Origin of the sequence: Kribbella sp. NPDC004875, assembly GCF_042873375.1 — a bacterium.
Taxonomy (GTDB): Bacteria; Actinomycetota; Actinomycetes; order Propionibacteriales; family Kribbellaceae; genus Kribbella.
In genome coordinates this window covers 188106-208758 of record NZ_JBIALI010000001.1, presented here as the reverse complement: position 1 = coordinate 208758, position 20653 = coordinate 188106, and the positions used below count along the sequence as shown (strand labels likewise).

The window sequence follows — 20653 nt, the reverse complement described above, 5'->3', positions numbered from 1 at the left end:
GCTCACTTCGGCCAGTTGGGGTTGCGGCCCAGGTGGGCGAGGATGCGGTCCAGGGGGTCGGGGCCTGACCACGGGATGTCGTGGGCGAACGGCGTACCAGGGGCGCTGCGGATGTCGCCGGCGGGGACGACCTCGGCGACTGTTTCGGCGGCCTCGAGGGTTTCGGGGGTGAACGTGACTGTGATGCCGAGGGCTGCCGCGACGTCCCAGCTGTGCACGACGTAGTCGATGAAATGGAAGCTGACCGCCTGGGAGCCGGGGAACGACGCGTCGGGGCCGAACTCGGCGAGGGTGAAGGTGCGGTCGGCGACGCCGGGTTGGGCGAAGGCGTCCAGGACGTGTTCGGCGGACTCGATGTAAGCCTTGACGGGGTCGGCGCCGAGGTCGCGGAGTTTCCAGATCGCGGGGTCGGACTCGCCGCGGGATGCGGCGGCGAAACCGTAGTGCTGGGTGGCCATGTGGGCGAGCAGACCGTAGAGCGTCCAGACCCGGCACGGGGTCGGCCTGGCGAGGTCGGCGGTGGTGGCGGTGCCGGCGATCTCGATGCTGGCGCGGACGGCTTCGGCGTCGAGCGCGATGTAATCAATAGTAGGCATGCGCTTATCATAAGCGCACGTATATGATTGCGCCAGTGCTACCTTTCCAGGCATGGCCACCGAGCGTCCCGATCTGGCAGCGATGCTGTATCCGCTGGTGCGGGAGCTGATCGCGCTCGAGTTGCCGGTGCTCGCCGCGCACGAGGTGTCGATGTGGGGCTACTCGGTGCTCACGGCCCTGGACGAGACCCCGGTGCGGACCCAGGCCGCCCTCGCGGAGGCGATCGGCGCGGACAAGTCGCGCATCATCGGCACCCTCGACGAGTTGCAGAAGGCCGGCCTGATCGAGCGGACGCCCGACCCCGACGACCGCCGGGTCCGGCTGCTCTCGATCACCCCCCAGGGTCGTCGGGTACGCCGTGCCGTTCGCAAGGACATCCAGTCCCGCGAGGAGAGCGTCCTCGACGGCCTCTCGGCGGCCGACCGCAAGACGTTCATCCGGATCCTGCACAACCTGCACGCGTCACGCTGACGACGGAGCCCGTTCCCTCCCGCGGGTGATCCGGCCGCCGCCGCGGCTGAACAGACTGTCCGTATGAGGCGAGCGGTGCTGGCATGGGCGATCGCGTACGGCGGTCTGCGGGTCTGGTTCGCGACGGGTCATGCACCCGCATGGAAGCTGCCCGGTGACGATCTCCTGATCCCCAACTGGGCGGCCGTCGCCGCCTGTCTGATCACCGCATCGGCCGTGCTCAAGATCCACCCGAGGTTGCTTTGGGCCCTCGCTGCCGGATGGGTCGCCGCCGCAGCCTTCCTGCTCCTCGATGTCGTCGCCGCAGTCCTGCCCGGCCTCGGTATCCCGTTCGATCCGCTCGGCATGATCACCCGCCTCGCCGCGGTCGCCGGCGCCGCACTGCTTGCTCTCGTTGCCAAAGCCCATCAGCCGATCCCCAGGCCGTGGCCGCGTTGGCTCTCGGCAGTAGGCGCGATCGCCGCGGCAGTCGGATGTGTGACCAGGGTGGCGGCTCAAGCGGCGGTCGGTTTCAATCAGACGCCGTACGGCGGCAACCTGTCGCTGATGTTGTTCGAAGGTGGGTTCCTGCTGGTCGGCACCGTGCTGCCGTTCCTCCTCGCGCATCCGGCCGGCCGACGGTTCCCGCGGTGGTTGCTGCTCCTGCCCGGACTCACGATCGGCGCCGGCATGACGGCGTACTTCGGTGTCGGTCTGATCCAGATGGTCGTCGCCGCGCTCCAGGGCGAACCGGTGTACGGCGATGTGGGCCTGCCGGACAGCTTCTTCTGGGTGGCGGTCCCGGCGTACGTCGTCTGGGGCGCCGGCCTGCTCGTCGCGGCGCGCGGGTACCAACTCGCGACCCGAAAGGCAATCGATTCGGAGTGTGATCTTAGAATCACGCAGCGTTGAACCAAGTGGAGCGTTCAATCGTTCGAACCAAGCACAGACCACAACCCCCACCGCAACACCTACTGCGAGGAGTGAGGCCCTGTGCAGGTGCTGGAGCGTTTTCAGAAGGAAGTGACCGGTGTCTTCCGGATCGTCGTCGGGTTCCTGTTCGCGACCCACGGCGCGGCCGCCTTGTTCGGCGTCCTCGGGACCGAGAAGGTCGGCCTGCTGGTCTGGCCGTCCTGGTGGGCGGCGCTGATCCAGGCCGTCGGCGGCGCGCTGGTGATGATCGGGCTCGGCACCCGGTACGCCGCGCTGCTCTGCTCGGGCTCGATGGCGTTCGCCTACTTCACCGTGCACCAGGCGGGTGCTTTGCTACCTGTGCAGAATGGTGGCGAGAAGGCGGCGCTGTTCTGCTTCGCCTTCCTGCTGATCGCTTTCCTGGGCAACGGCGCCTGGTCGGTGGAGCGGGCAGCCGAGGCACCCGCACGAGCAACCGCGGCAACCGACTGATCCCCGATGTCCGACAGAGCAGGAGCGCCGATGGCCGACGACCGGGCGGCGCTGCTGCGCGAGCTGCACGACGTGCACGCTCCGGCGCTGTGGCGGTTCGTCGTGCGGCTCACCGGCGACGACCGGCTCGCCGAGGACGTCGTCCAGGAGACCCTGCTCCGGGCGTGGCGCCGGCCGCAGATCCTGTCCGAGGACGAGGCGGGGGCCCGGGCCTGGCTGTTCACGGTGGCGCGCAACCTCGTCATCGACGACCGGCGCAGTGCCCGGGTCAGCCGGGAGGTCGCCAGCGACGACCTCCCCGAGAAGCCGAGCGCCGACCACGCGAACGCCGTACTGGACGCCTGGCTGGTCGCGGAGTCGCTGGCGCAGTTGTCGGAGGAGCATCGGCAGGTGATCGTGCGGGCGTACTACGGACGTCGCACGGTCACGGATATCGCCGAGGAGCTGGACATCCCGTCGGGCACTGTGAAGTCGCGGCTGCACTACGGGCTGCGGGCACTGAAGCTCGCGCTGCAGGAGAAGGGGGTGACGAGTCAGTGAGTGACCCGTACCGGGAGTGGGACGCGGCCTACTTGCTCGGCGCGTTGTCGACGAAGGACCGGCGCGAGTACGAGGAGCATCTGCACACGTGTGCCGAGTGCGCGGCCGAGGTCGGGTCGCTGGCCGGCGTACCCGGGATGCTCGCCGCGTTGCCGGCCGAGCGGGCGCTGGCCACCATCACCGCCGAGCCACCGAATCTGTTGCCCGGACTGGTCCGCGGCGTTCAGCGCGACCGGCGTAGGCGGCGTGTCCGGTTCGCGGCGCTGACCACCGGGATCGCGGTGGCCGCCGCCGCGATCGGTGTGGTGATCGCGATCCCGCTCACCCGCGACCAGCCGAGGGGTGATTACGTCGTACTGGCCCAGACCGTGAGCAGCAAGCTGTCCGCCGACGCCCGCCTCGTCCCCGAGCCCTGGGGGACGACGATCGAGATCAGCTGCCGGTACGACGAACTCGCGACGCCGAGCGAACGATCGCGCGGATATGAGTTGTACGTCACAGATGCCTCCGGCAAGGTTCAGCTGATCGCGAGCTGGACCTCCTCGCCCGGCACCACGGTGAAACCGGCGGCCACCACGAAGCTGCAGCGCAGCGAGATCCGGGGGCTGGACATCCGCAGCTCGGAAACCGGCCGGGTGTTGCTGGCAGTTCATTTCTGACAGCGCATGACTACGCGCGGTCGGGGCACTGGGAGGTCAAGAGCGGCGGTCGCTCGAGAGGCCACCGATTCGAGGCCCCGGTGTTCAGGGACGTGCACCGGGGTCGCCGTTCGTCCGGAGTCATTTCGGCAGCCGCCGGTCGCCGTGATCTGGTCGTGAGAAACTTCGGCAAATCTGTAACACTCCGGCCGTCACCGCCGATACACCGTGTGTAACGCCACTGAGGACCTCGTCCCAGGTCGTCCGCCCGAAGGGCCTGGGCCGAGGTTCTCGATGCTCATGAGGCGCCAGGCAGCGTTACCCGCGAAGGGCCCCGGTGATGTCCACCCGGGGCCCTTCGCGTCGTTGCGTTCCTCTCTCAGGACGCTTTCTCAGTCGGGCCGTTCGACTCGGGGAGAGCGATCCGGTCCGCCGGGAGGCGTTCCGTCCGCTCGGTTCCGTCGTCGCCCTCGTACTGCACCAGAGCGGTCCATCCCGACTCCTCGTGGTCGCGGCCGATCAGCCAGCCGCGACGCCACTGACCGTCCGCGAGGACGATCACGTGGCTGGGCAGAGGGAGACGGGACACCAGATCGGTGCCGGGCTCGAACTCAGTCATGGCCGAAGGTTAGGTGCAATCGGCGCTGAGCGCCTCCTGAGAGCGTGTTCCCTCACGGACTTCTCAGAGTCCGGACGACACCGGACGGCAGCCCGAACTCCCGGACCGCGCCGTCGACCTTCAACGCACGACCGCCCGAAATGTGCTTCACCCAACCGTTCCGCAGCGCGTGCGCGCACAGCGCCGCGCCCACCGCGCCGGCGATGTGTGGCCGCCGCTCGGTGACGTCGAGGCAGGATCGGACGGCGGGCCGGCCGCGGCGCGCCTCGACCGTGATGCCGAGATCTTCCAACCAGGCTTGGCCTTCCGGCGTCAACGCGATCCCGTCGGACCAGTCGATCAGGCCGCGTTCGGTCATCGCGTCGGCGAGGGCGACGCCGAGCTTCCCGGCCAGGTGGTCGTAGCACGTCCGGGCCCGCGCGAACGCATCCCGCTTGCTCACCGCCGACAAACTGTTCGCGACCTCGGTACGCCGAGGCGCCAGCGCCGCAAGCCCTTCGATCAACTCGGCGGTGTCCGGTCCGGCAAGTCGCACGTACCGGTGCCGCCCCTGCCGGACCTCGGTCAGCAGGCCGCCCGTGACGAGGACGTTGAGGTGCTCGCTGATCGTCGGCCGCGAGACCTTCGCGACCCTGGCCAGTTCGCTCGCGGTCCAGGCCCGCCCGTCGAGCAGCGCCAGACAGACCGTCGCGCGCGTCCCGTCGGCCAGCATCCGCGCCCAGCCGGCCAACTCCGCACCCTCGGCAGTCATACCCCCATCATGCCGCCGCGACAGTTCGGCACCCACCGAACCGAGCCGTGCCTACCGTCGATCGACGTGACCCACCTGACGATCGAACCTTCCATCCTGTACGTCGGAACGCCCGTCGCACTGCTCAGTACGAGCAACGAGGACGGCACCGTCAACCTCGCGCCGATGTCGTCCGCGTGGGCGCTCGGTGACGTCGTAGTGCTCGGAGTCGGGATGTCCGGCCAGACCGCCGTCAACCTGCGGGACCGGCCGGACGTGGTGATCAACTACCCGTCGCCCTCGCAGTGGCGGGCGGTCGAACGTATCGCCGGTCTGACCGGACGTAGTCCGGTGCCGGACCACAAGCGTGCTCGCTTCCGGCACGAGCGCGAGAAGTTCGCCGCCGCCGGACTGACCCCGGTCGCGTCCGAACACGTCGTACCGCCGCGGGTCGCGGAGTGTCCGTTGCAGTTCGAGGCGTCCGTCGTGCACTCGCAGTTGGATGCTGAGGGCAACTTCCTGATCGCGCAAGCCCGGGTGCTGCGGGTGCATGCGGACGAGCGGATCGTCGTACCCGGGACGTCGTACGTCGACCCCGCGGAGTGGTCGCCGCTGATCTACAACTTCCGCCACTACTTCGGGCTTGGCTCCGAACTGGGCGCGTCGTTCCGCAGCGAGACCTACGACGCGAACCGCTCGCGGGCGGTGTGACCGGAGCGGGCCGGTGCGGCGCCGCGGTCGGGCGGGTTGATCTCGGCCCACACCTCGTCGAGCGAGAGGCCGAGGACGTCGGCGATCGCGGCGATGGTCGAGAAGGCCGGCGTCGCGACCCGGCCGGACTCGATCTTCCGCAGCGTCTCCGGGGAGACGTGCGCGTCGAGCGCGGTCGCGAGCATCGATCGCTCGCCACGGGCGCGGCGCAGCAGGGCACCGAGGCGCTGCCCGCGTTCGACGTCCGCGGGGGTGAGCGGCAACCTGACCATGAACCGATTCTAATACCGGGATAGTATGGCCGGTATAGTTATTGGTGTCGTGGTTTTTGCATCTGTGAGAAGGACGCCCGCATGATCGAGATCCTGAGTCCCCCCGAAGTCGCGCGCGCGAAGGACACCGGCGCGCTGGTCGCCGGCATCCTGCAGACCCTGAAGAGCCGGAGTGCCGTCGGCACCAACCTGCTGGATATCGACCGGTGGGCCCAGGAGATGATCGCCGAGGCCGGGGCACAGTCCTGCTACGTCGACTACGAGCCGTCGTTCGGGCGCGGGCCGTTCGGTCACTACATCTGCACGTCCGTCAACGACGGCGTGCTGCACGGGCTGCCGCACGACTACCGGATCGCCGACGGTGATCTGGTGTCCCTCGACCTCGCCGTCACCTTGGAAGGCATCGCCGCGGACTCCGCCATCAGCTTCATCGTCGGCGACTCGAGGCCCGCGGAGAGCGTCGCGCTGATCACCGCGACCGAACGTGCACTGGCCGCAGGCATCGCCGCGGCCGGTCCGGGAGCCCGGATCGGCGACATCTCGCATGCGATCGGCACGGTGCTGAGCGACGCGGGGTATCCGATCAACGTCGAGTTCGGTGGTCACGGCATCGGATCGACGATGCACCAGGATCCCCACGTGTCGAACACCGGACGGCCGGGCCGTGGGTACAAGCTGAGGCCGGGCCTGTTGCTCGCCCTGGAGCCGTGGGTGATGGCCGACACCGCGGAGCTCGTCACCGATGACGACGGGTGGACTCTGCGCAGTGCGACCGGTTGCCGGACAGCGCACAGTGAGCACACGATCGCCATCACCGAGGACGGCGCCGAGATTCTCACGCTGCCGAAGCAGACGTGAGGCCGGCGTCGCGGGCGTCGCGCCCTAGACGAGCTCGAGGCGGTCGATCTCTTCCGCGCTGAGGACCACGTCGAGGGACGCGAGGACGTCCGGCAGGTCCTGCGGTGGCACGGCGCGTTCCGTCGTACGGCCGTCGGCGTGTTCGACCGTGAGCGTGTCGCCCACGAGTCGCCGTACGACGCCGTCGGCGACGCGCATCACCACGGGACGGCCGGTGAACGGGGACTTCGGGTGCGTCGAGACGTAGTGGTGGTAGACCTCGTAGTCGATCGGGCGGACCGGCTCGTCGTTGGACGCGTGTTGCGGGATCCAACCGTCCGCAGTCTGCTTCGACAACGTCCACAGGTCGCCGTCGAGGGTCAGGCGATGGTCCCAGCCGGCCTGGTCGATCACCACGCCGTCCTTCAACGGAGTCGGGTAGAGCTGACCGGCGCCGAATCCGACGTCCGCGAGGAATTCCTGTCCGTCGACGCCGACCTTCAGCAGCGCGTGCGTCCGCGGGCCGGCCTTGTGCGGCTGGACGCGGGCGACCCGCCGTACGACGTCGTACCCGAGCTGCTCGAGGGCGGCGCCGAACAGCAGAGCGTGCTCGTAGCAGTACCCGCCGCGTTGCCGGCCGACCAGCTTGGCCTGGATCGCGTCCAGCGTGATCCCCGGGTGCGTCCCCAGGATCACGTCGATGTTCTCGAAGGGGATCGCGAGCACGTGCGCGCGATGCAGGCTGCGTAACGCATCCGCCGACGGGGCGACCCGGTCGTGTCCGATCCGGGCGAGGTAGGCGTCCAGGTCGAGGCTCTCGATGTTCCACATGCCCGCTACCTCAACACTTCCAGTTCACTTGAGGTCAAGTTCGGTGAACAGCGTGAGCTGGATGCCGCCGGGCGTCTCCAGGCGGGCGTTGAGCGAGTTCCACGGCGTGCGGGTCGGTGCCGCGACGACGGTCGCGCCGGCGTCGGCGAGTTGCTGGGTGGTCGCGGCGGAGTCCTCGACCTCGAACGCGACCCGGTACTTCCCGGCCACCCGCCGGCCGACCTCGACCTCGTCGATGAACTCCGCCTGCCCGGGATCCGCGATCTCGAGCGTCGCCCGCTCGACCTCGAGGATCACCACCCGCCCGTTCTCCGAGGAGTACGACGCCCGCTCGGGCAGCCCGAGTACGTCGCGGTAGAAGGTCACCGCCTCGTCGTAGTCCTCCGCCGTCACGACCAGCCGCAGCTCTTTCACACTCATGCGGCCAGTATCTACAACTTCGGCATCTACAACTTCGACACCTGGTAGTGCGCGATGAGCCAGTCGTCACCGATGTGCCGCAGCAGCACGCTCAGATTGACGGTCAGTGCCGGCCGGTCGGTGAAGGTGAAGTCGACGGTCAGGTACCCGAGGAGCAGGTCGTCCGCGAGCTGCCGGGTCTCGAGGATCCGGTACTGCGCCGCCATCCCGAGCGGCTGCGAGTCGTAGTACTCACTGACGGTCGCGCGGCCGACGCCGTACGGGTGCAGGCCCTGGAAGATCGCGTCCTCGGTGAAGAGGGCCGCGACCCGCTCGGGATCGTGAGCGTCGACCCCGGACTTCCACTGGTCCAGAACGCTGGTGAGAATCTGTTTCATACAAGTCTCCTTGAGGGGTGGCGGACCAGGAGCGCGGCGGTCGCGGCGAGGGCCACGACGGCGGCGCTGACCAGGAGCGCCTGGTGGTATCCATTGTGGAGCAGGGGTCCGACCGCCAGCGGGCCGATGATCTGGCCGAGGCTGTAGCCGGTGGTGAGGATCGCGACCGCGTGCGGGACCTGGAGGTCGGCGCCGATCGCGATCGCGAGGTTGGCGACGCCGAGGAACGTCGCGCCGAAGAGCGCGGCGGAGATCAGGGCAGCGGCGACGCCGTGGACGACAGTGGGCAGTGCGATTCCGATCGCCTGCAGGACGAGCGCGATCAGCAGCAGCTTCGATCGCGACCAGCGTCGGCTGAGTGTCGCCCACAGGGCGGTCGACGGTAGGGCGGCCAGACCGACGATGATCCAGGCGCCGTTCCCGACCGCTCCCGAGGCCGTTTCGTTGATCGCGGCAACCAAGAAGGTGCCGGCGATGATGTAGCCGACGCCTTCGAGGGTGTAGCTGGTAAGCAGTGCGGTGAAATGTCGTGACCTGCCGCCGGTCCCTCGGGTGCGGGCAGCCGGCGATCCGGTCAGGTGCCAGGCCGGGATCGTGCAGGCGATGGTCAGTACGGCCGTGATCCACCACGCCGTACGCCACGTACCACCGATCAGCGCAGTGCCGCCGATCAACACCGCGCCCGAGAGCGCGATGCCGGCGCCGACGCCGCCGAAAGTCCAGCCGACGTGGTGACTGCGCAGCCGGGGGAGTACGGCGCTCACCGCGATCACGAACACCAGTGCGCTCGCGACCCCCGCGATCAGCCGCAGGACGAACCAGAGCGAACCGCTGTGACCGACCGGCATCAGCGCGAGGGTCGCGCTGAGGATCAGCAGGGACACCCGCAGCGTCCAGCGGGAGTGCACCAGTCGCGGCGCCACGACCGCGGCCACCGCACCGGCGAGGTAACCGGTGTAGTTCGCGGTCGCGAGTGCCGCTCCGAGGCGCGGGGTGAGGCCGGCCTGTGCGTGCATCAGCGGCAGGATCGGCGTGTACGCGAACCGCCCGATCCCCATCCCGCCGGCCAGTGCCGCCGCTCCCTGTCCCGCCAGACGCCAGGGCTGCATGTCAGTGACCCGCCCGCTGGCCGCCGTCGACGTGCAGGACCTCGCCGGTCACGAACTTCGCGTTCTCCAGGTAGGTGACCGCCTCGACGATCTCGTCGATCTCGCCGAGCCGGCCGACCGGGTGCAGAGCGGCGAGGAACTCGTGCGTCTCCTCCGGGTGCATCGGCGTCCGGATGACGCCCGGGGACACGGCGTTGACCCGGATGTTGCGGGTCGCGTACTCGGTCGCGAGCGACGTGACGACGGAGTTCAGGCCACCCTTGGTCAGCGCGGCGAGCGCCGCCGGGACGCTGCTGAACGCGTGCTCGGCGAACGCGGTGGTGATGTTGACGACGTGCCCGCCGTCCTCGTTCTCCAGCAGCGCGGCGATCGCGCGCCGGGTGGTGTCGAAGAAGCCCCGCAGGTTGAGTCCGGCGATCTTCTCGTAGTCCTCGTCGGTGTACTCGGTGAACGGCTTCGCGACGAAGATGCCGGCGTTGTTGACCAGGGTGTCGATCCGGCCGAAGGCCTCCAGGCCCCGCTCGATCACCGCGGTGCCGGCGCCGGGCTGGGCGAGGTCGCCGGGGACGGCCAGGACCAACGGGTCGTCGGACCGCGCGATGGTCCGCGAGTTCGCGACGACGGCGTAGCCGAGCTTGCGGTACGCCGTGACGAGGCCTGCGCCGATCCCCTGGGAGGCCCCGGTGACGACGGCGACTTTCTGGGAGTTCATGGTTCTCGCTCTCTTCTGAGTGGGTGTTACTTCGATATTCGTCGAACCATGTGGGCTTTTCCACGACCGGCTTTCTCCTACCTGGGAGGCTGCGCCTACTACGCTGAGCGCCGTGGAGCTTCGGCAGTTGCGGTACTTCGTGGCGGTCGCCGAGGAACTGAACTTCGGCCGGGCCGCGGCCCGGTTGCACATCGCCGGGCCGTCGTTGTCGCAGCAGATCAAGTCGCTCGAGCGGGACCTCGGCGTGCGGTTGTTCGAGCGCGATCGGCGGACCGTGACGCTGACGGCGTACGGCGAGACGTTGCTGCCGCAGACGCGGGCGCTGCTGGAGCAGGCGGACGCGTTGCGGCGTACCGCTCGGGGGTTCGCCGCGAGCGAGCCGGTGCGGTTGGGCTATGTCAGCTGGCGGCCGCCGGATCTGGCCGAACGGGTGTCCGGGGTGGCGCAGTTGCTCGTCGATGCGTGGGTGATGCCGTCGCACACGCAGGCCGGGCGGGTCGCCGACGGGAGCATCGACCTGGCGATCTGCTGGGTGCGTGCGACCGACCTGGCTGAGCAGGAGCTGACCGGTCAGCTGTTGGGTGTGGATCGGCTGTTCGCGGTGGGGCGTGACGAGTCGCCGGTGCGGGCGGCCGACGCGGGGGTTCTGGTGGACGCGGACACCGCGGCGTGGGCGTCGTGGAACATCTACGCGGTCGAGTTCGCGCGGGCCACCGGTGCGTCAGTGGTCCGGATCGACGACCACGGCATCACCGGTCCTGCCTTCTACGACCACGTACGCCGGTTGGGTCGGCCCGTGATCAGCTCGCCCAAACGCGACGCGACGCCGCTGCCCCGGGGACTGGTACGCCGACCCGTCGTCGATCCCGTGCCGGTGTGGACGTGGGCCTTGGTGTCGCGGCGGTCGGAGACGCGTCCCGCCGTACTCGCGGCTGTTGAGGCGTTGACTCAAGATGTGGCGATCGACTTCGACCCGGCGGTGGGGTGGCTGCCGTCGGACGATCCGTTCCGATCGCGGTTGGGGGTCACCACGCCTGGGTGAGGGCTGTGGTGGCAGGCATCAGGCGATAGCCGGCGTGTGCCGAGAACTCTGCTGACAAGGCGAAGCGGTCGCCGCGGACGAGCGTGTGACGCCACTCGACCGGGCGGTTCTGGGCGCTGCCCTGGCGGATGATCGAGAACACGGCGGCGTCGTCGGGGCAGTGCAGGAGGGCGCGCTCGGCGGGACCGGGGTTCACGGCGCGGATGTCTTCACGGCCGTGGTCCAGGTTGATGCCGGTGCGTCGGGCCAGCTCGTTGTAGAGGCTCGTGTGGGTGAAGTCGGCGTTGAGGAGGGGCTCGGCGAGCGTGGCGGGAAGCCAGACGCGGTCGAGGGCGAGCGGTTCGTCACCGGCGTACCGGAGGCGCTCGAGGTAGAGGAGCGGAATGGATTCCTCGAGGTCGAGACGGGCGGCGACGACGCCGTCAGCGCGGACGTCGAGTGCGCGGACGACGCTGCGCTGCGCGAGGCCGGACTCCTCGACGGACGAGAACAGGCTGTAGAGCGCACCCATCGGCTGGCGGATCTCCGGCGCCGTTGCCACCCGTGGCTGGCGGCCGCGCTCGGCGACGATGAGCTCGTCGGCGCGCAGCTGGGCGAGTGCCTGACGGACGGTGTGCCGGCTGACGGCGTACTCGTCGACCAGCGCGAGCTCCCCCGGGAACGCGTCGTCGAACTCACCGGACCGCAACCGCCGCACCAGATCCGCCTGCAGCTGCTTCCACAACGGCTCCCCGGCAGCCCGATCGAGCCTGCCCGTGCTCACCCATGCCCTCCCAGCGGTTGCCAAATGTCCGGTCATCTCCTACCTTAAATGTACGCACATTTCCGCAAGGGAGGACCGGCTAGTGGTGCACGTCGAGGTTAGGACACCAGACCCCAACCCCGCCGACCCAACCACCGACCCGTCCGACCCGACCATGACAGATCCGGCCGCCGGGACTGCTGGGGTTCTTCCGATCAACCGTCGCCTCGGCTCTGCCGTTTGGCGATTGCGGGGGCTGGTGATCGTGCTGGTCCTGACGGCCGTCGCGGTGCCCCTCGGGCGGCTGGTTCCTCTGGTGGGCGGCCCGGTCTTCGGGATCGTGCTCGGCGTACTCGCCGGCTCCTTCATCCCGGTACTGCGCTCCGACGCCTGGCGCCCGGGCTACGACTTCGCCTCGAAGACGCTGCTCCAGCTGTCGATCGTCGTACTCGGCACCGGCCTGTCACTCCAGCAGGTCGCCCGCGTCGGCATCTCTTCCCTGCCCGTCATGCTGGGCACCCTCGCCCTCGCACTCGGCGGCGCGTGGCTCTTCGGCCGAATCCTCGGCGTACGCGGCGACACCCAAACCCTCATCGGCGTCGGTACGGCGATCTGCGGCGGCTCGGCAATCGCAGCGGCAACCGCGGCGATCGGTGCCAAGCGCTCCTCGGTCGCCTACGCCCTCGCGACGATCTTCACCTTCAACATCGTCGCGGTCCTGACCTTCCCGCCGCTCGGCCACCTGCTGAACCTGAGCCCCGAAGCCTTCGGCCTCTGGGCGGGTACGGCGGTCAACGACACCTCGTCCGTCGTCGCGGCCGGTTACGCGTACAGCCAGCAGGCCGGCGACCAGGCGATCGTCGTGAAACTGACCCGTTCGCTGACGCTGATCCCGATCGTGCTCACGCTGGTCGCGCTCAAGATCCGCCGCGAGAACCGCGCGGCCCGGGCGCTGAACGCCGGCTCCACGGGCTCGTACGAAGGCGCCACGGCCTCGATCCGTAAACCGTTGCCGTGGCGCAAACTCGTCCCGCTGTTCCTGATCGGCTTCATCGCGGCCGCGGGGCTGCGCACCGCGGGCGCCGTACCCGAAGCCTGGCTGCCGACGCTCACCCTGATCGGCAGCACCATGATCACCGCCGCGCTGACCGCGATCGGGCTCTCGCTGCGGCCGCGCGAGCTGCGCGACGCAGGACCCAGGCCGCTCCTTCTCGGCGCGATTCTCTGGGTCCTGGTCGCTGTCGGCAGCCTCGGACTTCAGTCCTTCTCGTAAGCGGCCTGACGCTCCTGGACGGCCTTGATCCGCGGTACGTCGAGCTTGTTGCTGCGGTCGAAGTTGTAGATGCCGTTCTCTTCCTGGAACACGTCGGTCAGCTGCGTGTAGCAGTAACCGAACATCAACTCGTTGTCGAGCAACGCGTCGACGAGGCCGGCGAAGCGCGTGTAGAACTCCTCCTCGTTCGCGACCCGCTGGCCGTAGCCCCAGGAATCCGCGGAGTTCCCGGTCTTGCCGGCGGCCGCCTTCTCGGCGTTCCACCAGATGCCGCCGAACTCGCTGCAGAAGTACGGCTGGCCGTCGTACGCGAGCGAGATCGGCTTGCCCTCGGGGCCGCCGGTGTTCCCGTACGGCTTGTCGTTGACCAGGTCGGCCATCTGCTTCGCGAACTCGGCCGGGTCCTGCTCGTAGTTGTGCGAGTCCCAGACGTCGGTCTCCGGCACGCGGTGCGAGTAGCCGGACGCGTCCAGTACCGGCCGGCTGGTGTCGGCGGCCTTGGTGGCGAGGAACATCGCGCGGGTGACGTCGTCCAGCTGGGTGATCCGGTCGTGCAGCAGCTGGTGGGTCTCGTTCAGCGGGCACCAACCGATGATGCTCGGGTGACTGTAGTCCCGCTCGACGGCCTCGAGCCACTGACCGACGTACGTCGCGGTCGGCTGCTGGTTGTCGTCACCGGTGTGACCGACGCCGGAGCCCCAGTCGCCGAACTCGCCCCAGACCAGGTAGCCGAGCCGGTCCGCGTGGTACAGGAACCGCTCTTCGAAGACCTTCTGGTGCAGCCGCGCGCCATTGAACCCGGCCGCCAGGCTGAGCTCGATGTCGCGGACGATCGCCTCCTCGGACGGGGCGGTCATCAGGCTCTCCGGCCAGTAGCCCTGGTCCAGCACGAGCCGCTGGAAGACGTGCTTGCCGTTGATCAGGATCGCCTTGCCGTTGATCGAGACCGACCGCAGGCCGGCGTACGAGTCGGCGGCGTCCGCGACGTTGCCCTCGGCATCGATCAGCTCGAGGCGGACGTCGTACAGGTGCGGGTCCGTGGTGTCCCAGAGCCGGACGCGGTCGGCCGGGACCTGCAGCGTCAGCCGCGGGGCCAGGTCGAGGTCGGCGCGCACCTCGGCGGTCGCGACCTCGCCGTCGGCGTCCTTCAGGACGGCGCGGACCTTGTAGCCGGCCTTGTTCGCGGACAGTGGCGCCTCGAGGTGGAAGCTGGAGCCGGCCACGTCGGGGGTGATCCGCGGACGCTTCAGGTGCACCGTCGGGACCGCTTCCAGCCAGACGGTCTGCCAGATGCCGGTGGTCCGGGTGTAGAGGCAGCTGTGGTTCGCGTACAGCTGGCTCTGCTTGCCGCGCGCCTGCGGGCCGCGGTGGGTGTCCCGGGCGCGGACGACGATGGTCGCCTCCTCACCGGGCTGGACGACGTGGCGCAGGTTGGCGCTGAACGGGGTGAACCCGCCGCGGTGCCGGACCACTTCCTGGTCGTTCACCCAGACGGTGGCGTCGTGGTCGACGGCCTGGAAGTGCAGGACCGCCTCCTTGCCGGCCCAGTCGGCGGGGATCGTGACGGTGGTGCGGTACCAGACCGCCTCCATGAAGTCGACGTCCTCGATCCCGGACAACTCGGTCTCCGGCGCGAACGGTACGACGATCCGCTGCGTCAGCTCCCGATCACGCAGGCCGCGCTCCAGTCCGGAGTCCGACCGGTCGATCTCGAACTGCCACTCACCGTTCAAATTGACCCATTCGGGCCGAACGAACTGCGGACGTGGGTACTCCGCACGAGGCTGCGACATGAACTCTCCCGTGATGCTGTTCTGGTGGGGTCGCCAGCACTTTACAACGTTGAAATAGCCTCAGCAACGGCCACCGTCCACCCGCTGGAATCTCCTGCCCCGGCGCCGGCCGGTGGGCGCCGGTCGGTCCTAAGCCGTGAACAGGCCGGCATTGAGGAAGTCCGGCGCGAAGGTGCCCTCCCGACCCGCCCGCACAGCGCGAAGCTCGACGGGCGTGAGCGCACCGAAGATCCCCCGGAGGTCATCGAGCGAGAAGGCCATCCCGCCGGACGTGTCCCCGCTAGTGACGATCTCGAGATCGCTCGGCGTCTCCATCCGCTCGGCCGCGAAGGTGACCACGCCGAACCGCCCACCGGGCCGAACCAGCGACAACACCCGCCGCAGGTAGGTGATCCGCCGATGCGGCGCGACGTGATGAAAGCAACCCGAGTCGTACACGACGTCGAACTGACAGTCCGGCAACGAGTCACGCAGTACGTCGAGTGCGCTCAGCGTGACCCCGGCCGGCATGCTCGGCCGAACCACGTCGAGCAGCCCGGCAGCGAGGTCGATGCCATCAACCGTCGCCCCCTGCTCGGCGAACCACCGCGCGTTCCGTCCGCCGCCGCATCCGACGTCAAGAACACGCTTTCCGTCGAGCTGACCGAGAAGGCCTCGCTCGTACCAGTCGACCAGCGGCTCGTCGGGGAGCTGAATCGCGAGTGGATGACCCGGGGTGGTCAACAGGCTGGTCCAGTACTCCGTGGCTGACGCATGTGAGCGGTCGCCGCGAGGGCTCGCGCCCACCACCTGATCGAGAACCTCGAACAACTGGTCAACCGTGGAGATCCGGGAGTCCGTCATCGCTAGCTTGTCGGGTTGAGGGGTTTGCCGTAGCAGCGGGTGGTGGGTTCGGTTGCGTACTTGCCCCATGGGTCGACCCGCACGAAACCGCAGGACTCGTAGAGTGCGATTGCTTCGGGCTGGCGCTCGCTGGTTGTCAGCCGGAGGACCGGGTGGTTGGCCTCGCGGGCTGCGTTCTCGAGGGCGGTCAGCAACGCGCGCGCGTATCCCCGCCCGCGGGCCGGCGGAGCGACGTACATCCGCTTGACCTCACCGTCGCCCGCATGCTCGGTGTCCGGGCCGAACACCTGTACGGCACCACACCCGACGGCACGGTCCTCGCCGTCGAGCACCACGAAGTACCGTGCGCCGCTCTTGACCTGTGTGCGTCCTTCGCGGCCGTTGCGCGTGACGAGTTCGGCGAACGCGGCCTCCAGCAGGCCGGCCAGTTCGGCGTCGTCCAGTGAACGCTCCTGTACGTCGTATTCCACGCGTGCATCGTAAATGCAGGTGAGGAGGCGGCGCGCCCCATATTAAAGTGCCCGCGATGCGTTGTTCCTGAAGGCGTAAGCGCGACTGACGCGGCGGGCTCCGGAGCGGAGTCGGCCCGATCGGACGTGCGTACGCCGCGCTTCGACTGCTCTGTCGATCGCGAGCCTTCAGGAGCCTTCTTGTGTCCGGCCTTCCCGAGCCGGGACGCGGCGTTGCTGCCCGCGTCACCGATCACCTTGTCCTGCGTACGATCGACGGCGCCGCCGATCTCCTCGTCGAGGAACTACGCGCGATGCCGTCCGTCCATTCGATCCACCAGACGTCGGCCGAGACCGTGTACTGCGTGCTCGACGGACCGCTGGACGAACTCGCCGCCTGCGCGTTGTACTCGACGGTCGCCGTCCGCGATCTCGACGGGTCGCTGCGGACCGGCGTACTCAGCACTCTTCCACCGCCGATCAGATTCCGCGTCGGCGCTGATGATCCGGTGCGGCGGCGCGAGCTGATCACGGCGACCGCGCAACGATCCGGCTGGCTCAACCGGCCGTGCGACTGGGACGTCAACCTCACCGACGGGGTCGTCGAATACGGCCCGCTCTCCTGGACACGCCGATTCGGCCGGCCCGAACGGTTGCCCTGGTCAACGAACCTGATCGTCGCGGAGGTACTCGTCCGGCTGGCGAAGATCCACCCGGCGTCGCGCGTGCTCGATCCGTTCTGCGGTACCGGCACCATTCTTCGGTCCGTACGCCGTCGCGTCCCGACGGCAACAGTCCTCGGACTGGACCACGACCCGAATGCCCTGACCCTGGCCGCTCGGGATGGGTTCCCGCTCGTGCGGGGCACGGCGGAGGCGCTGCCGGTCGCCTCCGGCAGCTTGGAGCGAGTTGTCGCGAACCTCCCGTTCGGCAAGCAGGTCGGCAGTCATCGGGCCAACCAGCGCCTGTACCCGGCCTTCCTGCGGGAGCTCGATCGAGTCCTGACGGCCCACGGGCGCGCTGTTCTCCTCACTGAGGACAAGCGCACTCTCCTCGCCGCCGTCGACCGCCGGCCGACGTTGAAGGTCGTGCGTCAACGCCTCCTCAGGTACAACGGCGCGACCCCGACCGTCTACATCCTCGGCCGCAGTCGAACACCGCTCAGACCGGCCCGGCCGCGAAATCAGATCGATGCCACCAACCGTTCTACGGCTGGTGTGTACGTTCGCGCCGGTGCTCGGGTTGGTCACCGCTGTCATCACCTTGCAGGTCCGTGGATCGATCTCGGTCACGGCATCGCCAGATCGCGGACAGCGGGCGAGCACGCGTTGACGCCCGCGTGCGCGTTCAGGCCCGCGTGCGCGTTCGGGCCCGCGGACGCCTCGCCGAGCACGACGTCGGCGCGTACCGAAGCGCGTGACCAGGCGCGCCGCAGGTCACCGCGCAAGCGAGTCTGGCGGAGCGTCCGGCCGAGGATGACGCCCGCGCTGCCCGCGCTGCCCGCGCTGCCCGCGCTGCCCGCGCTGCCTGCGCCGGAGCGCATTGCCGGGCGGGCTGTAGGTCGCCGTGCAGGCGGGTCTGGTGGAGCGGCTGGCCGAGGTGACGCTCGTGATTGAGTCGTGCTGCCCGTGCTGCCCGTGCTGCTCGTGCTGCTCGTGCTGCCCGTGCCGGGGCGCGTGACCGGGCGCGTTGTAGGTCACCGCGCAGGCAGGTCTCGCTGAGCGCCGGGGCGAGGGGACGCCCGTGCGGTCCGTGCTGCCTGTGCTGTCGGCACCTTCGGGTCCGCACAGGTGCTCTTACCGATCCCGGTGGCCGGCTGCGTTCGTGTGGGTGCGGTCGGGCGGGGCTGCGCGTTGTACGTCGGCGTGCGGGCGGGGCCGGGGGCGCGCCTGGTTGGGTTGCCGCTGGTGATGGAGCTGGGCAGGCGGTCGTTGCGGATGCTCCTGTCAGGACTGCGACTGTTGTGGGTTCGCGCAGGGGTGCCGGGGTCTTAGACGCACGTTGTACGTCGACGTGTGCGCGTGCGTCACGGAGTACGCGACCGAGGTTTGCCCGTTGGTTGCGACGGGGCCGAGTGCGTTTGATGCGGGGTGGTCAGGCGGCTGATTGTGGGGATGGGGTTGGGGTGTCGGCTGGGGGATCCGCCCACGGGTCTGCGCGGTGGTCGGCTGGAGGGCTCGCGGTGGTTTGACTGTGCGGGGTGTCGTGGGCCTGAGGATCGTCAGTGGTGGTGGATTCGCCCCAGATGGCTCGGGATGCGGCCTCGTGGAGGGAATGCGCGGAGGCTGGGGTGCCGGGTTCGGTGGTGGATGTCAGCTTGGTGAGCAGCTCTCGTCCGATGGCCGAGCGGTTGGCGATGGCGCCGAATGCTGGAGCTGGGTGGTCGGATAGTGCTGCCGAAATGGGGTTGGGTGCCGACGCATTCGTGATGGTCGGCGCTGCGGCAGATGTGCGCGCAGACGTGGGTGTCGGAACTGCGGTGGGTGCAGTCGAGCGTGTGTTGGCGGCCGTGGGTGCAGGCGTGGGTGTGTGCGCGGCCGCGGGTGTGTGCGCAGGCGTGGGTGTGTGGGCGGCCGTGGGTGCGGGCGTGGGTGCGGGCGTGGGTGTGTGGGGTGTGGTGGGTCTGGGGTTGGCGGGTGGTTGGGCGTTGGGCGGACGTGGGTGGTTGGTGCGGGACGGTGGTGGAGTGGTCCAGGTGGGGCGGGATACGTGGACCTGGTTGTTGATGATGGTGATGGTCCACTCGCCGGCGTGGAGGGCTCGGTGGTGGCGGCGGCAGAGGAGGGCGAGGTTGGTGAGTTTGGTGTCGCCTCCGTGGAGCCAGGAGATCAGGTGGTGGGCGTCGCACATGATGGGTGGGGCGCCGCAGACGACGCAGCCCCGGTCGCGGGCGTTCAGGGCGCGGCGGAGGGAGCGGGTGACCAGGCGTTGGGAGCGGCCTACGTCCAGGGGTTCGGAGTTCGAGCCGAGTACCAGGGGGATGATCTTCGCGTCGCAGGCCAGGAGACGGAGGGCGGCGGCGGAGAGGCCGTCGCCATACACGACGTCGCCAATTGCGTCGGCCGCTGTTGATCGGAGGTCGGCAAGGTCGATGGTGACCGTGATGTTCGCCTTCGCGCCGAAGCCCGGGACCTGCCCGCCAGTTCCACCATCACTCGCCCCACCCGCGTGCCCGGCAGTGTTCGCCTCGCTCGCGTGACCATCAGCATTCGCCCCACCCGCGTGCCCGGCAGTGTTCGCCTCGCTCGCGTGACCATCAGCATTCGCGCCACGCGTGTGCCCGGCAGTAGTCGAATCGCTCGCGTGACCATCAGCATTCGCCCCACCCGCGTGCCCGGCAGCGTTTGCCTCGCTCGCGTGACCACCAGCGGTCGCCTCACCTGCGTGCCCGGCAGCGTTTGCCTTGCTCGAGTGACCGGCGGAGTTTGCCTGGCGGTTGGCTGGGGTTGTGGTGTCGAGGGTGGTTGCGGCGATGGTGAGGGCTGTGGTGAGGGCGTCGGCTTGGCGTTTGTCGTGGGGGCGGGGGTCTGGTGCGCCGTCGACGGTTTTGTGGGGGCGGGCGCCGGCGTGGATGAGCGTGCGGAGGAGTTCGGCGTTCTCGTTGGCCAGGTAGCCGCGGAACTTGACGCCGCGGTCGGCGGTGCTGAGGGTGAGTGTCTCGCGTGCGTACGCCTTCTGTTCCTCGGGCTCCGGACCGTCGGTGTCGAGGATGTCGCGGGCTCGTTGGCCGGCCTTGCGAAGCTCGGCGGGGCAGAGGTGGCGGGCCAGGCCGACGAGTTCGCGCTCGACGACGTTCAGGTCCTCGACGGGAACGGTCGGCGGGACCTGCTCGAGCGCGGACACGATCGCCTCGGCCTGCGCGGTCCTCAGACGCGGCGCGGGGCCACGCGAGTCGTCGGCCGGGTCGGTGTCTGGGTCGCGGGAGTCAAAGGGGTCGACGGCGGGAAGAGCTTCCGTGACGGTGGGGTACTTCGGGAGGGCCAGCGCGAGTCGTACGTCGCGGCGGGCGCGCACGTGATCCAGCAGGTACCGGTACTCGAGGAGCTGAACCGTGTCCTGCGCCCCGATCTCCCGCGCATACCCGACCGCGTCGAGGCCCGAGATCACCTGCAGGCGGTACGTTTCCAGGCGCGCGAGCTCGGCATCGAGCTGATCGATGGTGTCCAGCATCTCGCTGCCACTCATCGACCAGACCGGTCGCTCACCCAACGTCTCCATGCATCAACTCTAGGCACGCCCGCCGACACTTCCCAAGCCCAGAGTC

Annotated in this window: 24 protein-coding genes; 10 read left to right on the top strand and 14 right to left on the bottom strand. The window is 69.1% G+C overall.

Features of this window, described 5'->3' with window-relative positions; translation table 11 throughout:
* Window positions 1-2 precede the first annotated feature (2 nt).
* Complete coding sequence (locus tag ACFYRH_RS01055; protein WP_387766080.1) at window positions 3-596, bottom strand: TIGR03086 family metal-binding protein; 594 nt, start codon at window positions 594-596, stop codon at window positions 3-5.
* Window positions 597-648: 52 nt separating this feature from the next.
* Here ACFYRH_RS01055 and ACFYRH_RS01050 point away from each other — a divergent pair, with 52 nt between their 5' ends.
* The 5 genes from ACFYRH_RS01050 to ACFYRH_RS01030 all read left to right on the top strand — a co-directional run bounded on the left by ACFYRH_RS01050 (window position 649) and on the right by ACFYRH_RS01030 (window position 3650).
* Entirely contained in the window at window positions 649-1068 is a 420-nt protein-coding gene (locus ACFYRH_RS01050) for a MarR family winged helix-turn-helix transcriptional regulator (RefSeq protein WP_387766077.1), read from the top strand.
* A 63-nt stretch (window positions 1069-1131) separates the two neighbouring features.
* Window positions 1132-1959 (top strand): hypothetical protein, encoded by an 828-nt coding sequence (locus tag ACFYRH_RS01045; protein WP_387766074.1) that lies wholly within the window; start codon window positions 1132-1134, stop codon window positions 1957-1959.
* A gap of 81 nt (window positions 1960-2040) precedes the next feature.
* On the top strand, window positions 2041-2451 hold the full coding sequence (locus tag ACFYRH_RS01040; RefSeq protein WP_387766072.1) for a DoxX family protein: 411 nt from the start codon (window positions 2041-2043) through the stop codon (window positions 2449-2451).
* Window positions 2452-2481: 30 nt separating this feature from the next.
* Window positions 2482-2991 (top strand): sigma-70 family RNA polymerase sigma factor, encoded by a 510-nt coding sequence (locus tag ACFYRH_RS01035; RefSeq protein ID WP_387766069.1) that lies wholly within the window; start codon window positions 2482-2484, stop codon window positions 2989-2991.
* The gene (locus ACFYRH_RS01030) at window positions 2988-3650 is read left to right on the top strand and encodes an anti-sigma factor family protein (protein WP_387766066.1); all 663 of its coding nucleotides are present in this window, start codon (window positions 2988-2990) and stop codon (window positions 3648-3650) included. The genes ACFYRH_RS01035 and ACFYRH_RS01030 overlap by 4 nt, the downstream gene beginning before the upstream one ends.
* Window positions 3651-4008: 358 nt before the next feature.
* Here ACFYRH_RS01030 and ACFYRH_RS01025 read toward each other — a convergent pair whose 3' ends face one another.
* Complete coding sequence (locus tag ACFYRH_RS01025) at window positions 4009-4248, bottom strand: hypothetical protein (RefSeq protein WP_387766063.1); 240 nt, start codon at window positions 4246-4248, stop codon at window positions 4009-4011.
* Window positions 4249-4300: 52 nt separating this feature from the next.
* The gene (locus ACFYRH_RS01020; RefSeq protein WP_387766060.1) at window positions 4301-4999 is read right to left on the bottom strand and encodes an ArsR/SmtB family transcription factor; all 699 of its coding nucleotides are present in this window, start codon (window positions 4997-4999) and stop codon (window positions 4301-4303) included.
* A gap of 66 nt (window positions 5000-5065) precedes the next feature.
* Between ACFYRH_RS01020 and ACFYRH_RS01015 the strand changes: the two genes are divergently transcribed.
* Complete coding sequence (locus ACFYRH_RS01015) at window positions 5066-5689, top strand: flavin reductase family protein (RefSeq protein ID WP_387766057.1); 624 nt, start codon at window positions 5066-5068, stop codon at window positions 5687-5689.
* Here ACFYRH_RS01015 and ACFYRH_RS01010 read toward each other — a convergent pair.
* Window positions 5659-5961, bottom strand: a complete 303-nt coding sequence (locus ACFYRH_RS01010) for a helix-turn-helix domain-containing protein (RefSeq protein ID WP_387766054.1) — start codon at window positions 5959-5961, stop codon at window positions 5659-5661. The two genes, ACFYRH_RS01015 and ACFYRH_RS01010, sit on opposite strands and share 31 nt — an antisense overlap.
* Before the next feature lie 81 nt (window positions 5962-6042).
* On the opposite strand from ACFYRH_RS01010, the gene map reads away from it, so the two are divergent.
* Window positions 6043-6819 (top strand): type I methionyl aminopeptidase, encoded by a 777-nt coding sequence (map, locus tag ACFYRH_RS01005; protein WP_387766051.1) that lies wholly within the window; start codon window positions 6043-6045, stop codon window positions 6817-6819.
* Window positions 6820-6843: 24 nt separating this feature from the next.
* On the opposite strand, the gene ACFYRH_RS01000 is transcribed toward map, so the two are convergent.
* The 5 genes from ACFYRH_RS01000 to ACFYRH_RS00980 are packed head-to-tail and all read right to left on the bottom strand — an operon-like array spanning window position 6844 to window position 10247.
* Entirely contained in the window at window positions 6844-7629 is a 786-nt protein-coding gene (locus tag ACFYRH_RS01000) for an arylamine N-acetyltransferase (RefSeq protein ID WP_387766048.1), read from the bottom strand.
* A 24-nt stretch (window positions 7630-7653) separates the two neighbouring features.
* Window positions 7654-8049, bottom strand: a complete 396-nt coding sequence (locus tag ACFYRH_RS00995) for a VOC family protein (protein ID WP_387766045.1) — start codon at window positions 8047-8049, stop codon at window positions 7654-7656.
* Window positions 8050-8075: 26 nt separating this feature from the next.
* The gene (locus ACFYRH_RS00990; RefSeq protein ID WP_387766042.1) at window positions 8076-8426 is read right to left on the bottom strand and encodes an SgcJ/EcaC family oxidoreductase; all 351 of its coding nucleotides are present in this window, start codon (window positions 8424-8426) and stop codon (window positions 8076-8078) included.
* Complete coding sequence (locus ACFYRH_RS00985; protein WP_387766039.1) at window positions 8423-9535, bottom strand: YbfB/YjiJ family MFS transporter; 1113 nt, start codon at window positions 9533-9535, stop codon at window positions 8423-8425. The genes ACFYRH_RS00990 and ACFYRH_RS00985 overlap by 4 nt, the downstream gene beginning before the upstream one ends.
* A 1-nt stretch (window position 9536) precedes the next feature.
* Window positions 9537-10247: an SDR family NAD(P)-dependent oxidoreductase gene (locus ACFYRH_RS00980; RefSeq protein ID WP_387766036.1), complete on the bottom strand. Its 711-nt coding sequence runs from the start codon at window positions 10245-10247 to the stop codon at window positions 9537-9539.
* A gap of 112 nt (window positions 10248-10359) precedes the next feature.
* Between ACFYRH_RS00980 and ACFYRH_RS00975 the strand changes: the two genes are divergently transcribed.
* Window positions 10360-11289 carry a LysR family transcriptional regulator gene (locus ACFYRH_RS00975; RefSeq protein ID WP_387766033.1) on the top strand — a complete coding sequence of 310 codons (930 nt, stop codon included), beginning with the start codon at window positions 10360-10362 and terminating at the stop codon, window positions 11287-11289.
* Here ACFYRH_RS00975 and ACFYRH_RS00970 read toward each other — a convergent pair.
* Complete coding sequence (locus tag ACFYRH_RS00970; RefSeq protein WP_387766030.1) at window positions 11273-12052, bottom strand: GntR family transcriptional regulator; 780 nt, start codon at window positions 12050-12052, stop codon at window positions 11273-11275. The two genes, ACFYRH_RS00975 and ACFYRH_RS00970, sit on opposite strands and share 17 nt — an antisense overlap.
* Before the next feature lie 244 nt (window positions 12053-12296).
* Here ACFYRH_RS00970 and ACFYRH_RS00965 point away from each other — a divergent pair, with 244 nt between their 5' ends.
* The gene (locus ACFYRH_RS00965) at window positions 12297-13304 is read left to right on the top strand and encodes a YeiH family protein (RefSeq protein ID WP_387766027.1); all 1008 of its coding nucleotides are present in this window, start codon (window positions 12297-12299) and stop codon (window positions 13302-13304) included.
* Here the strand turns inward: ACFYRH_RS00965 and ACFYRH_RS00960 are convergent.
* From ACFYRH_RS00960 to ACFYRH_RS00950, 3 genes are all read right to left on the bottom strand, one after another.
* The gene (locus tag ACFYRH_RS00960) at window positions 13289-15097 is read right to left on the bottom strand and encodes a glycoside hydrolase family 2 protein (protein ID WP_387766024.1); all 1809 of its coding nucleotides are present in this window, start codon (window positions 15095-15097) and stop codon (window positions 13289-13291) included. The genes ACFYRH_RS00965 and ACFYRH_RS00960 overlap by 16 nt on opposite strands.
* A 129-nt stretch (window positions 15098-15226) precedes the next feature.
* Window positions 15227-15940, bottom strand: coding sequence for a class I SAM-dependent methyltransferase (locus tag ACFYRH_RS00955; RefSeq protein ID WP_387766021.1), 714 nt, complete (start codon window positions 15938-15940; stop codon window positions 15227-15229).
* Window positions 15941-15942: 2 nt separating this feature from the next.
* On the bottom strand, window positions 15943-16410 hold the full coding sequence (locus tag ACFYRH_RS00950; RefSeq protein WP_387766018.1) for a GNAT family N-acetyltransferase: 468 nt from the start codon (window positions 16408-16410) through the stop codon (window positions 15943-15945).
* Between the two features lie 182 nt (window positions 16411-16592).
* Between ACFYRH_RS00950 and ACFYRH_RS00945 the strand changes: the two genes are divergently transcribed.
* Complete coding sequence (locus tag ACFYRH_RS00945) at window positions 16593-18005, top strand: TRM11 family SAM-dependent methyltransferase (RefSeq protein WP_387766015.1); 1413 nt, start codon at window positions 16593-16595, stop codon at window positions 18003-18005.
* A gap of 478 nt (window positions 18006-18483) precedes the next feature.
* On the opposite strand, the gene ACFYRH_RS00940 is transcribed toward ACFYRH_RS00945, so the two are convergent.
* On the bottom strand, window positions 18484-20607 hold the full coding sequence (locus ACFYRH_RS00940; RefSeq protein ID WP_387766012.1) for a DUF222 domain-containing protein: 2124 nt from the start codon (window positions 20605-20607) through the stop codon (window positions 18484-18486).
* Window positions 20608-20653 lie beyond the last annotated feature (46 nt).

Excerpts from the sequence above, each read along its gene's own strand:
- ACFYRH_RS00940 (WP_387766012.1), bottom strand. The coding sequence starts at position 20,607 with ATGGAGACGTTGGGTGAGCGACCGGTCTGGTCGATGAGTGGCAGCGAG.
- ACFYRH_RS01055 (WP_387766080.1), bottom strand. The coding sequence starts at position 596 with ATGCCTACTATTGATTACATCGCGCTCGACGCCGAAGCCGTCCGCGCC.
- ACFYRH_RS01050 (WP_387766077.1), top strand. The coding sequence starts at position 649 with ATGGCCACCGAGCGTCCCGATCTGGCAGCGATGCTGTATCCGCTGGTG.
- ACFYRH_RS01020 (WP_387766060.1), bottom strand. The coding sequence starts at position 4,999 with ATGACTGCCGAGGGTGCGGAGTTGGCCGGCTGGGCGCGGATGCTGGCC.
- ACFYRH_RS01010 (WP_387766054.1), bottom strand. The coding sequence starts at position 5,961 with ATGGTCAGGTTGCCGCTCACCCCCGCGGACGTCGAACGCGGGCAGCGC.
- ACFYRH_RS00955 (WP_387766021.1), bottom strand. The coding sequence starts at position 15,940 with ATGACGGACTCCCGGATCTCCACGGTTGACCAGTTGTTCGAGGTTCTC.
- ACFYRH_RS01045 (WP_387766074.1), top strand. The coding sequence starts at position 1,132 with ATGAGGCGAGCGGTGCTGGCATGGGCGATCGCGTACGGCGGTCTGCGG.
- ACFYRH_RS00990 (WP_387766042.1), bottom strand. The coding sequence starts at position 8,426 with ATGAAACAGATTCTCACCAGCGTTCTGGACCAGTGGAAGTCCGGGGTC.
- ACFYRH_RS01035 (WP_387766069.1), top strand. The coding sequence starts at position 2,482 with ATGGCCGACGACCGGGCGGCGCTGCTGCGCGAGCTGCACGACGTGCAC.
- ACFYRH_RS00980 (WP_387766036.1), bottom strand. The coding sequence starts at position 10,247 with ATGAACTCCCAGAAAGTCGCCGTCGTCACCGGGGCCTCCCAGGGGATC.
- ACFYRH_RS00995 (WP_387766045.1), bottom strand. The coding sequence starts at position 8,049 with ATGAGTGTGAAAGAGCTGCGGCTGGTCGTGACGGCGGAGGACTACGAC.
- ACFYRH_RS01025 (WP_387766063.1), bottom strand. The coding sequence starts at position 4,248 with ATGACTGAGTTCGAGCCCGGCACCGATCTGGTGTCCCGTCTCCCTCTG.
- ACFYRH_RS00960 (WP_387766024.1), bottom strand. The coding sequence starts at position 15,097 with ATGTCGCAGCCTCGTGCGGAGTACCCACGTCCGCAGTTCGTTCGGCCC.
- map (WP_387766051.1), top strand. The coding sequence starts at position 6,043 with ATGATCGAGATCCTGAGTCCCCCCGAAGTCGCGCGCGCGAAGGACACC.
- ACFYRH_RS01000 (WP_387766048.1), bottom strand. The coding sequence starts at position 7,629 with ATGTGGAACATCGAGAGCCTCGACCTGGACGCCTACCTCGCCCGGATC.
- ACFYRH_RS00985 (WP_387766039.1), bottom strand. The coding sequence starts at position 9,535 with ATGCAGCCCTGGCGTCTGGCGGGACAGGGAGCGGCGGCACTGGCCGGC.